12 protein-coding genes and 1 pseudogene are annotated in these 11,485 nt (G+C 37.4%); 3 read left to right on the top strand and 10 right to left on the bottom strand.

Annotation, left to right across the window (positions count from 1 at the left end; all coding sequences use genetic code 11):
• Positions 1–141 precede the first annotated feature (141 nt).
• Positions 142–651: a recombinase family protein gene (locus CEG13_RS17960; protein WP_100013274.1), complete on the top strand. Its 510-nt coding sequence runs from the start codon at positions 142–144 to the stop codon at positions 649–651.
• Positions 652–670: 19 nt separating this feature from the next.
• Here CEG13_RS17960 and CEG13_RS17955 read toward each other — a convergent pair whose 3' ends face one another.
• The 4 genes from CEG13_RS17955 to CEG13_RS17940 all read right to left on the bottom strand — a co-directional run bounded on the left by CEG13_RS17955 (position 671) and on the right by CEG13_RS17940 (position 3,928).
• On the bottom strand, positions 671–922 hold the full coding sequence (locus CEG13_RS17955) for a hypothetical protein (protein WP_100013273.1): 252 nt from the start codon (positions 920–922) through the stop codon (positions 671–673).
• Positions 919–1,377: a hypothetical protein gene (locus CEG13_RS17950; RefSeq protein WP_100013272.1), complete on the bottom strand. Its 459-nt coding sequence runs from the start codon at positions 1,375–1,377 to the stop codon at positions 919–921. Before CEG13_RS17950 ends, CEG13_RS17955 begins: the two co-directional genes overlap by 4 nt.
• A gap of 8 nt (positions 1,378–1,385) precedes the next feature.
• Positions 1,386–2,399, bottom strand: coding sequence for a DUF3231 family protein (locus tag CEG13_RS17945; protein WP_100013271.1), 1,014 nt, complete (start codon positions 2,397–2,399; stop codon positions 1,386–1,388).
• 656 nt (positions 2,400–3,055) lie between these two features.
• On the bottom strand, positions 3,056–3,928 hold the full coding sequence (locus CEG13_RS17940; protein ID WP_100013270.1) for an SDR family oxidoreductase: 873 nt from the start codon (positions 3,926–3,928) through the stop codon (positions 3,056–3,058).
• Between the two features lie 150 nt (positions 3,929–4,078).
• Between CEG13_RS17940 and CEG13_RS17935 the strand changes: the two genes are divergently transcribed.
• Positions 4,079–4,456: a winged helix-turn-helix transcriptional regulator gene (locus tag CEG13_RS17935; RefSeq protein ID WP_054637726.1), complete on the top strand. Its 378-nt coding sequence runs from the start codon at positions 4,079–4,081 to the stop codon at positions 4,454–4,456.
• A 253-nt stretch (positions 4,457–4,709) separates the two neighbouring features.
• Here the strand turns inward: CEG13_RS17935 and CEG13_RS17930 are convergent, their stop codons facing one another.
• The 5 genes from CEG13_RS17930 to CEG13_RS17905 all read right to left on the bottom strand — a co-directional run bounded on the left by CEG13_RS17930 (position 4,710) and on the right by CEG13_RS17905 (position 8,905).
• Positions 4,710–5,009, bottom strand: a complete 300-nt coding sequence (locus tag CEG13_RS17930; protein ID WP_100013269.1) for a hypothetical protein — start codon at positions 5,007–5,009, stop codon at positions 4,710–4,712.
• Positions 5,010–5,164: 155 nt separating this feature from the next.
• Positions 5,165–5,362 (bottom strand): helix-turn-helix transcriptional regulator, encoded by a 198-nt coding sequence (locus tag CEG13_RS17925; RefSeq protein WP_100013268.1) that lies wholly within the window; start codon positions 5,360–5,362, stop codon positions 5,165–5,167.
• Positions 5,363–5,710: 348 nt separating this feature from the next.
• A complete protein-coding gene (locus CEG13_RS17920) occupies positions 5,711–6,523 on the bottom strand; it encodes a hypothetical protein (protein ID WP_100013267.1) in 813 nt (270 codons plus the stop codon).
• 1,236 nt (positions 6,524–7,759) lie between these two features.
• Positions 7,760–8,200 (bottom strand): GNAT family N-acetyltransferase, encoded by a 441-nt coding sequence (locus tag CEG13_RS17910; protein WP_100013265.1) that lies wholly within the window; start codon positions 8,198–8,200, stop codon positions 7,760–7,762.
• Between the two features lie 75 nt (positions 8,201–8,275).
• A complete protein-coding gene (locus CEG13_RS17905; RefSeq protein ID WP_100013264.1) occupies positions 8,276–8,905 on the bottom strand; it encodes a LysE/ArgO family amino acid transporter in 630 nt (209 codons plus the stop codon).
• A gap of 191 nt (positions 8,906–9,096) precedes the next feature.
• On the opposite strand from CEG13_RS17905, the pseudogene CEG13_RS17900 reads away from it, so the two are divergent.
• Positions 9,097–10,490 (top strand): annotated as a pseudogene (locus CEG13_RS17900) (aminotransferase-like domain-containing protein).
• A 58-nt stretch (positions 10,491–10,548) separates the two neighbouring features.
• Here the strand turns inward: CEG13_RS17900 and CEG13_RS17895 are convergent.
• Positions 10,549–11,460 carry a DMT family transporter gene (locus CEG13_RS17895; RefSeq protein ID WP_100013263.1) on the bottom strand — a complete coding sequence of 304 codons (912 nt, stop codon included), beginning with the start codon at positions 11,458–11,460 and terminating at the stop codon, positions 10,549–10,551.
• Between the last annotated feature and the right edge of the window lie 25 nt (positions 11,461–11,485).

The raw sequence follows: 11,485 nt of genomic DNA, 5'->3' as shown, positions 1-11,485 counted from the left end.
ATGCCTCTATCTGCTTGTATTTCGTCCCCATTTTTGCCATTGATGGTTTTTTTTGCTTCATTACTGATAATATCTACCGTATGCCCAGCTTCTTTGTAAGCTTTCACAGGATCAGTTAAGATTGGTATTGAGGACGAGTACATGTTCGTAGAAAAGGCAAGTGGTAAAGACTTCAAAAGGCCGGAATACCAATTGCTGAAACGGATGCTTCGGAGTGGGGACGCTTTATATATACAGTCACTTGATCGACTGGGAAGAAATAAGCAAATGATTTTGGATGAATGGCAGGAATTGGTCAAGGATAAGCAAATTGATATTGCCGTTTTAGATATGCCTCTTCTTAATACCATGAAATATAAAGATTTAAACGGGATCGGATCACTGATCTCCGATTTAATCCTGCAATTATTAAGTTATATGGCTGAAGATGAGCGCAAAAGAACAAAAGAAAGGCAGGAAGAAGGAATTCGAGCAGCTCAAAAAAATGGCGTTAGATTTGGGAGAAAGAGATACGAGATTGATGACACCTTTAAGTCCGTCTATCCTGAGTGGAAGCAAAATAAAATCACGGCTGTCGAAGCCATGAAACGTGTGGGAATGAAAAGTAACACCTTTTACCGAAGAGTCAAAGAATACGAAGCTAATCATTAATCCTTGGATAAGGAAGAACCTAATTTGGGGACGTCGCAGGGATTTGAATATTCTGAATCCGACCTTTTCGGGGATTTGTGCAAAAATACCCATGTTTTAAATCTGGATCTTGTGTAGTGTTTAATCCTGCTTCATATACATAACGAGCTTCTTCAAAAGAAGCCAAGGCCGTCCATAACGCCATGACCTCGCCCACATGGAGGGGCGGTTTTGGTTCATCGTCAACTAGACTTCTTACAACACTTGTAATTGCCTCAATTGCTCTTGTCATCTTTTGACCTCTTTTCTGTGAATTTTTGCTAGTATCCTTTTTAATAACAACCCTACGAACAGACCTGGAATAACACTTAACATTGGAAGCCAAATAGGTCCCAACAACTCCCCAAAAAGGGTCAGATTTGATGAATAAATGGTCCCCACGGTCACGAAATAGGCTACAAACACGAAAGGTAAAAACGAATACGGTTCTTTTCCTCCACCTGCATCTTTGTATGCATCCCACATCGCAAAAAAGTATAAACAAGGATAAAACATAAGCCATTGGTAATCAGCTTGTTGAATGGCTTTGTCAATTTCACCATGAAAACTTAGGAGTATGATCGTGTTAAGATTTCCCATCACGTTAACCAGAAACTCTAAAAATATTAATAAAATCCCTTTAAGATATTTTCCGTTCAGAAGTTGTCCAAATCCAGGAAGGGCAATGCTCCATAGCAGTTTTTCCATGCATATCGCTAACCCTTCTTATTTCCCAATTTGCCCCTGTTTGCAAACAACGGTGGTTGTTCCAACCATCGATTTTTTATAGCCAGGTTAGCTCCATCCTTTGCATAGCCTCCAGCCTCTATCATTAATTTTCCAAATAAAACCGTCAGGTCGGATCTTTGGCATTGCCCAATAGCCATTCCATAACTCGATATACCTAGACCAGCCAGAAATGTAATATGTCCCATCATCAATTTGTCAGAGAATGGTGGAATAGTCGAGTCCGTCACCTCGAATTCTGGGAAAGAAGGGTGATCCAGGTGTTCATTTTCAAATTTTTTATTTAAAGCCTTCCTATGATTGTTCGTAATGCCTTTTCCTTTTATCATATAGTCCTTTACCTCTTGTGAATCTGCAACCTGACTGAAACCCAACAACAAATAGCCGCCAACAGTGTTCGTTATTGTGTTTGCATAAAGTTCCCGGATCTCCACAGCATGTAGGGGCCTGTCATCCGTAAAAAGGCCGATATTCATATAATATTTTTGGTCTTGAATGAAATTTGGGTGTTCAGGATATGAAAGGTAAGGAGCATGTGAATACACGGCCTTATCTAACATTAACCTAGTTGCTTGGTCCTGGAGTTTTGTCGTTGTCATCAAGGCCTCATGGAAAAAATTCAAGGTCCTTTTATCGGATGAAAAAGAGTAATATGTTCCGTACATCCTTAACCCGAAATTTGACATATGCTTGACGTAGATTAAACAATAGGTGTCTGAAAACAAACGGGGGGCATCTTGATTTACATCATCCTCCGTAAACCCTTGGGGTATAGGATACCCTTCGTTCTTAAAAATCTCCTCAATGGATTGAAGATACTGGACACTTAGTTCTAGTGAATATGACACTACCTCTTTCATTTCTTCATCCACCATTTTTTCTACAAAATATCCAAGAACACGATGGGACAGACTTGAAGCTATATAAGTTGACCAAAGGGCTCCAATTTCTACAGATGTTAGCTTATTTTTAGGGTTTTCCATGTTGTTTTCCCTCCAAAGTATTTATTTAAAGTTATTATTTACCCACCTTGGAGAAAAAATTCATTTTGTAATGAAGGATAAAAAGCAGATCGTGAACGAAAGCTGATTTATTCAACTATACCAGCTAATAAGAGGTCAATAACTAAGGTGAAATTCTTTTTATAAACATGATACAATATAAAATGACATCAAATAACCTTCCAAGATGTTAATGGAAGGTTTTGTAAATATGTTTATTTGTGAACCTTATACAGGGTGTTTTTGCACAACGCCCCGAAAAAGGGGAATAAGAAGAAAATAAATTATGTTTCTTTGGTTAAATCCCAAACAGGATAATTTATGTTTCATTATGGCTACCAATAAGGCTAATCTGTAAGATGTAAATAAACATAAATGCTCTTATGTTTCATTAAGATCCAATTAAGGGATCCATCTGAAACCCTTGTCACAGAAGGATTACAGGCCTATTCCACCATTTCGGGGGGACGTGCAAAAACATCCATAATGGAATAATACATTAGTTTTTATTAGCTGGTTTCGTTTAACAAGAACCATGCATAATTCTGTTTAAGGCTTGTCTATATTTATAAAAAAGACTGCTCCAATTTAGTAGCAGTCTTTCATATTGGTATCCTCTTAATGTTTATAGAAATCGCTTATTTATTGAAAAAATGAGTGATACTTTCGCGAATTGAAGTTGGTTTTCTACCAATCAAATCTTCTAAATCACTGGAAGCGTTCCCCTCATTTCCATCGGCTATTGAATTGTAAAGAGCAATTTGAAAATGAGCAAAACCTTCAGGAACGCCAGAATTAACCATTCTCTCTAGAGCTTCAGAGTCTGACATAGACTGATGAGTTACGTTTTTTCCTGAAACATCCGAAAGAATGTTAGCAAGTTCATCATAATTCCAAGTTTCAGATGATGCTAATTCATAAACTTTATCTTCATGTCCTTCTCCAGCCAGAACGGTTGCTGCTGCTAAAGCAAGGTCATTTCGTTCTACTGTATTAACTTTACCTTTTCCAGCAGAAGTCACGATTACTCCACTATCAACAAACGATTGAAGGCTCTCATTAACAAACACTTCTTGATAAAAAGCATTTCTTAAAATCGTAGTTGAAAGACCTGAAGCACGAAGGGTATATTCAGTTGCTGAATGAACATCTCCAAGTGGAGGAAATGCCCCCTTATCAACAGCAGCAAAACTTGTATAAAGAAGGTGTTTTACTCCTGCCTTTTTAGCTGCCTCAATGGCATCAACGTGTTTGCGAATACGTACTACCGAGTCGTCTTGTGGTGTTGATATTAGAAGCAACTTAGAAGCTCCAGCAAATGCTTTTTCCAGAGATGAAGGGTCATCATAATCCCCATAGCGAACTTCTATTCCTTGGTCAGCAAATTTAGATGCTTTTTCAACGTTTCGAACACTAACAGCGATTTGATTTGCAGGTACTTTTTCAAGTAAATGTTGGACAACCAATTGTCCTAATTCTCCTGTTGCCCCAGTAATTACGATTTTTGACATAAACAAGTCATCTCCTATTTATATAATTTTTTGTATGTTGGATTTTTAAGCATAGTCATATATTATATCAGTAGGCATTTTTTTTAAAGTAGGCACATTTTTATAACATAGTCACAAAAATAGTACTATTAGGAAGGAGAGGTATTTATCATGGCACGAACATTGTTTCAAGGTGAACCTCCAGAGGAACAAATAGAGGTTTGTCCGGTTACAGAAACTCAAAACATAATTGCAGGGAGATGGAAACTCATTATTCTATGGCATTTAAGTAAACAGACAAGAAGATTTGGTGAACTTCAAAAATTGGCACCCGGTATTTCAAAAGGAATACTAACACGTCAGTTACGAGAACTGGAAGATGATCAAATGGTTCACAGAGAAGTATATAAAGAGGTTCCTCCCAAAGTAGAATACTCACTAACACCAAAAGGGAAAAGCTTTATCCCTGTACTGGATATTATGGGTGAGTGGGGGAAAAAACACAGGAAGAGTAACAAAAAAGAACTCAAGCCCGTCACCAAAGATTAAGAAAAACGTGCTAGAGCAGATATGCTCTAGCACGTTTTTCTTAATTGTATTTTCAACTGATTTCCCATTATTCAAGAATTTGGCCCGTTTGCGGTATAACCTTATATTATTTTTACCATAAGAAACCCCTTTAGACAAATCACATCCAAAGGGGTAGAGCTTCGCGACTTTTTTCAAAACTTCGCATCTTTTTAATAAGCATCGCAACTTTATTTCATAGCCACATGTGGAGCAAATCTCCCCCAATCCTTCATTATAATAAATCCTTATTCTTGTTATAAGAACGCTTTAATGAAATGAATTTGGAGACAAACATAACAATACTCATACCCAATAATAAACCTAATGCATCAAACCAATCGTTTCTCTCTCCAGGGATTCCGATAAAGACTAAACCCGCCAACATAAACAAAACAACAAAAGATCCAGTTCTAATAAAAATAACTTTTAATTCCTTCCTGTAAGATCTTTCGGTTGATACATCTGTATATTCAATGCCAGATACTATATATCTCCCATACACATAAAGAAGAAAAATAGCAATCGATCCCAATAAGACACCTTCTATGGTTAAGTTAAAATATCTGTTGCAGACAATCATTACCACCAAGTAAAGTAATTGGATTATTGCTCCTTCTGAAATAAAATAGAGTACCCTTTTTTCTTAATATTCATCATTCGGCAGCAAAAACGATATCCAGGATTTCATTACACTTCAACCTCCCAAAATAATTCATCTAACGTTTTATTCAATTCTTCTGCGATTGCCACACAAAGTTGAAGACTCGGATTATACTCTCCTTTCTCTATCAGTCCGATTGTTTGTCTGGTTACACCTACTTTTCTTGCTAATTGTTCCTGGGTCATTGAAGTTTTCATTCGAGTTATTTTTACATTATTTTTCATTATCCCACCCTAATCATGCAATATATAGTTTGCATATGCAATTTATATATTACATACTATACAATAAGAAGTCAAGTTGTTTTTAGATAAATATTCAGAAGTAATTCTATCTGAGCAACAAATTATATAATTAGGATAAACCGCACACTTTTAAACGACCCACCTGCTAAAGCAGGTGGGTCGTTTAAGAAAGATTCACCAACACAACGGTAGCAAAAACCGATTCTCTACTCCTGGAAAACCGGTTTTTATTATTGTTGCCTATTCCATTTTTGAGCCCGTTAATGTAATAGTGTTATTTCACTTTAATTTACCACGATGCATTTTCCGAACCTAAATAATATAACATTACTGTTTTATCCGTGCCATAAACAAATACCCAATCACCGCAAGCAGCCGGGGCTTATCCTGTTTGGAAAGTTTATCCGACAACTCCACAATATCATTATGTGTATCCCTGAATATTTCCGTGTATTCGTGAGGAAACTTACCATTAAAAAAGTAAGCCCATTGATTGCCTTCTTCATCCTTCCAGCTAAAATCTCCGGAAAAACCCGATGCCTTGATGGAGAGAATCGGCTCTTCTTTTTCGTTAAACAACTCACCTTTAATATGAAATAGAGCCTTTAGTTCCTCCTGTATGTACGTGCCAATTTGGTTATTCTCCTGGTCAAAAATCGTTAGCTTCACCTGCTTCAACCAGCCTTTTTTTAGGAAGGTGAATTGGGTTTCTCCATCATGAGATATAAATCCGTATGTTAACGGAAAGAGGACAAGCATCGAATCTCTAAAAATACTAATTGGATATAACCACCACGGAATCTTCAGTGGCTTCACCATACCAATATATTTTCCGTCTTTCTCAAACAGCAGCAGCCTTGGAATTAACGTTGCATCCTTCTTTATTACCACATGATTCAGATTCAATAGCTGCTGCTCTGAATTTGGAATCTGAACGTCTTTTACCTTATTGTACTGTGAACGGCTTATAAGGATAATAGAGACAATGAAACCAATTGGCATCAGCAAGAACAGCATTTCAAGCCATTCGCTTGTTGTTTCGGGGGGTTGCAATAGAAACCACCCTACGATGATCAGTAGTAAGAATCCTAAAAAGGCATACCCAAGTTTTTCCCTTCGTTTGTACATTTCTGCAATCAAAACATATTCTCCTTTACATTCACAAATGTCTATTTACTAATTCAACTCTTGCACGATATTGTTCGACAAGAAATTTGATTATGAACAATTAATAAACAAACCTCACTTTCTAAGCCACCATTCACTAAAGCAATAAATAGAATAACTATTACTAGAATTGTCCAAACATACTAATCAGGAACCCAAAATATTGAGGCACACGTCCGGATTTTTGCAGTTTAATTCATTAAAGTTTCTTATGACAGGTCTTATGGGTTTCGTCTTTCCATAAAAAATAAAAGATTGAAAGCAGTCATTTATACCAATCAATGGCCCAATTCTGATGAATGTATTTTTCTTCCGCGAAAGTTAGCAATAGGTAAGCCTTTGAGGTTATCTCCAACTTTTCCCCTGCTCCACATGGAGCATGCAGGTTTCCCCGCACTCCACGCTCCATCTAACGATATGTAATAAATGATAAGTTCCTCGTTAACTTCAGACAAGAGGAAAACTATCGCCCAAACAGAAAACTCTTGCCTGGAAGCTCGCACTGTGGAAAATCCCACGTTCCTACCCGATCGGTGCGATAAACGCTTGGAAAACCATCGTTCCATTCGCTAGACTTGGGGCTGTTCCTCCACTTCCATTACAGAAGATTCACAGGTCGTACCCCTACCTTCACAAGGATAAATACCCTTCAGCATATGCCTTATAGTACCGTTTCGGATGACAGTCCTTGTTTCAACGTCCCTTGCTTCCCAAGTCCCTTACAACTTAGCTATCCATACTGGACGTAGGTGCTTCCTTTAAGCCTGTGAGCTGGATACCGCCTTTGTTCAGTATAGCGTATTTCAGAGGGCGCATTTTTACTCTACACCACTCACATCATCGTTGGATGACACATAAGTTTCCCTATGTTTTAACTCTAGACCCGTACATTCGGAAGTTTGTCAGTTCCTTTCCCAAAGAACATTCTCACCATATCCAGTTTTTCAGCCGCGCGGCCTATCCGTTGGCATACCTTCTCTAAAAAAAAGAGTGGCTCCAGCCTTCGTTCAGCCGAATCACCTGTGCTTCATACCCCAAAGCCTGTCAGCCTTGACGCATGCAGGATTTGTTGACGGGATGGTTTCAGGAAACGTGGTTCCATCATTCCCATCCTCCGTTGTAACGTTAGAATTTAATAAAATTCCCCGCATGTTCACGCCTCAAAGCGTTTATAGCGGAACTTGTCGCGCGCGCCCGTTAACGGAATTATTATGAATCCAAAGGTTTCTTAAATACATAACTAACCTTATCATAATCCAGCCTCTCTTCATAAAAACGGTGAGCGTCTATACGTTTTAACCCTGAAGATAAGGCGACGCTTTCATACCCATTTTCTTTTGCCCATTTATGTACATAAGAAAGAAGTCGCTCGCCATATCCGTTAGATCGTTTACTGCTATCAGTAACTAAATCACATACCCAAACAAAACGCCCGTAATAAAGAGTAATCATGGGCTTAAACCCAGTGACTGCAACAATTTCTTGTTGGTCATACAAAGCAAATAATCTGTACATATCTTTTTCTTTGGCTTCCGTCACCAAATCAAGATAAGTAGCTTCATCAAGATGAGTGCGTAATTGATTCATTATCGGAAATGCTTCCAGGATTTCCTTCTGGGATTGAAGTTCATTGATAATTAAAGTATTCATTGCCAAACTCCTTTTTTAGTTGTTATAATTCATTTTCCTATTCTACATTCCATAATGGATTCCTTCCTTCATTCCTCAAAGTGACCAATTAATCAAATATAGTTGATATCCTAAGTAAACGGATATACCCCAGATAATCACTGCTGAAATTTTATTAATGAGAACAGTAATCCTCCCTTCTTGATCAATCGTTCGAATGGTTCTTCCGATCATCGCTAACCCAATAAAAGAAATCCATGAAACGGCAATACACGCAACCGTGAACCCTATTAACTCAGGTTCTGTTGAATATCTTAAAGAATTGGTTCCAATAACTCCTACCGTATCAAGTATAGCATGCGGATTCAAAAGCGAAACAGATATAGCAAACATGACTTGCTTTTTTGCACTCATAGCGCCATGCTGTTTATTAACCTCTACTGGATCGCTTGACCAAATGGACCACCCAATGTAAATAAGGAAAAGGAATCCAGCTGCAAAAAAGATCATTTGAAAAACAGGTATAGTCATGACTATGAGCGACACGCCTAAAACCGCAAGAATAATTAAGATGGTGTCGCAAATGGAAGCAGTTATGACCGAAGGCATGGTATGCCGTAACTTTTTGTGAGCAGCCCCTTGATTAAAAAGGAATATATTCTGGGCTCCAAAAGCTAAAATTAATCCAAAAGATAACACGAATCCGTGTATAATTGCTTCACTCATTTTTTCCTCCTTCAGGTTTTCAATTTTTATTATAAGTATATTTTAGACGAGATTTTATCACTTGGCTCCATCCATTTGGGTGGAAATTGAACCAACCAAATCTTATAATTGTTTATAAGACTGGAGGGAAATAAATGAAACTGTCAGAATGGAAACCTAACCGCTTATCACAGGTGCCTTTGCACCAATAAATTGAAAATCATATAAAAGAAAAAATCCTAAATGGGAATGGACGGTTGGAACCAGAATTCCTTCTCAAAGAATTCTGGCTGAAGCCTTTGGGGTCAACCGGAGTACGATTGTCACAGCTTTAGATGAATTAACAGCAATGGGTTTAATTGAGGGTAAAAGTGGAGGGGGCACAAAAGTCATTAACACAACCTGGAACCTTCTGGCTTCTACCCCTCCGCCAGATTGGAACTCATATGTCAAAGCAGGCATTCATAAACCTAATACACCAACCATTCAAGCAATCAATCAGGCAGAGTTTCAATCAGATATTATTCGACTGGGCACAGGAGAACTTTCACCTGAACTTCTACCATACTATCAAACAAAAGCATTATTTCAGCAAGCAGCTGATCAAACGATGTCTTTGGGATATGAGGAACCAAAAGGAAATTTCTTTCTTCGACAACAGCTAGCCCTACATCTGAAAGAATCGGGAATTCAAACTTCTCCCTCCGCAATTTTAATCGTCTCGGGGGCTCTTCAAGCTTTACAATTAATTTCAATTGGTCTATTGCATAAAGGCTCATCGATTTTGCTTGAAAAGCCGTCTTACTTATATTCCGTCCATGTCTTTCAATCTAATGACATGAGATTAGTTGGCGTCCCAATGGATAATCAAGGGATTCAAACTTCGATTATTGAGCAATATAAAAGACAATATAACGCATCTTTGTTGTACTCCATACCATCTTTTCATAACCCCACTGGTACATTGATGACAGAAACAAGAAGGAAACAAGTCATGGAATTATGTGAACAATTAAGCCTGCCCTTAATAGAAGACGATGTATACCGAGACCTATGGATGGATGCTCCTCCACCTAGTCCATTGAAAGCAACGGATAAAAACGGTATGGTTCTTTACCTTGGGAGTATGTCTAAATCTGTGAGCCCAGGTTTAAGAATCGGATGGGTCGTGGGACCAGAACCTGTCATTGACCGGTTGGCTGACATAAAAATGCAAACGGATTACGGTTCTAGTGCATTATCCCAATGGGCAGCTGCAGAATGGTTTTCTACAGGATTATATCATGAACATTTGAGCGATATCAGAGAGGAACTCCGGGATCGTAGGGATGCAACCATCCAAACGTTAAATAAACATTTTAAAGAGATTGCCTCATGGAAGGTTCCAAAAGGAGGATTTTATATTTGGATTCATATCATTCCTAACTTATCGATGCATGAGCTTTTTTCCAAAGCACTAAAAAAGGGTATTTTACTTAACCCTGGATATTTATATGATTACAATGGTAACCAATGTTTGCGGATCTCCTATTCTTATGCATCGATATCAGAAATAAAAAAAGGTATTGCTTTACTGGCTACAATAGTTAAACAATTATTAAAGTAAGGTCCGCGGTAAAGCATATTAAATAGCCCAACTCTCCATTAAGGGAATTAGGCTGGCTTTACTTCCCAAAAGCACCTAATTCTTTTCTTTTTAGAAGCCTTTTAATAAAATGAATTTCTATATTTCCCGAAAATAATAATCCAGTGACCACAAAAATCGTTGCTGTAATATCAAAAAAAGTAATTGGTTCTTTTAAAAAAATATTGGCTAATATATACCCAAAAACTGGCGTCATGAATAACCAATTGTTTGCTTTTACCGTATCCTGTTTCAATAAATAGAACCAAAGTATCATTGTCCCTATTGAAATAACAATCACTAACCATATTAATGATCCATATAAGTAAACGTCCAAATTCAAAAAGTAAACATCTTTCTCTAGAATATAGGCTATAGGTATTAATAAGATTCCACCGATTAACACTTGCCAAGTATTAATAACAACACTTGGTAAGTTTAAATCCATTTTTTTAAAATAAACGCTCCCAACCGCCATTGATGTCATTCCAATTCCCAAAATAACTAATCCATATAAATTCTTATCATCGCCTGTAATAGTTGGCCATGTTGCTATTACCAATCCCATAGTGGAAATAACCATGCCTATCCATTCCCGTAAATAAATACTTCTTTTCAACCAGATAAAGGACAGGAAAGCGACTATAAATGGGTTTGTTGTAACAAATAAATTAAATATTCCTGCGGACACATGATTTAATGCCCAAAAAGTGGCACCTAAATAAATTGTAGTATTTAGTAATCCTAATATTATAAGTGATCGCCATTCCTTTAACTTTGGCCAAGGGTATTTATTATGAAGTAAATAAACGTAAAGAAGTAGCAGCCCTCCAGCTATCAAAAAGCGAGTTGTAGCCAATACCAAAGGGGTAGTAGAGTATAAACCAAACTTAGTAGCTATAGCCGCTGTTGACCATAAAAGTGTAAAAAATAAACCTAATAGTGTTTTCATCAATTTACTCCTAAAAATTAGTTTA

Source organism: Lentibacillus sediminis (assembly GCF_002763455.1).
Classification (GTDB): Bacteria; Bacillota; Bacilli; order Bacillales; family Amphibacillaceae; genus Lentibacillus_D; species Lentibacillus_D sediminis_A.
This window is presented reverse-complemented; position numbering and strand designations above follow the sequence as displayed.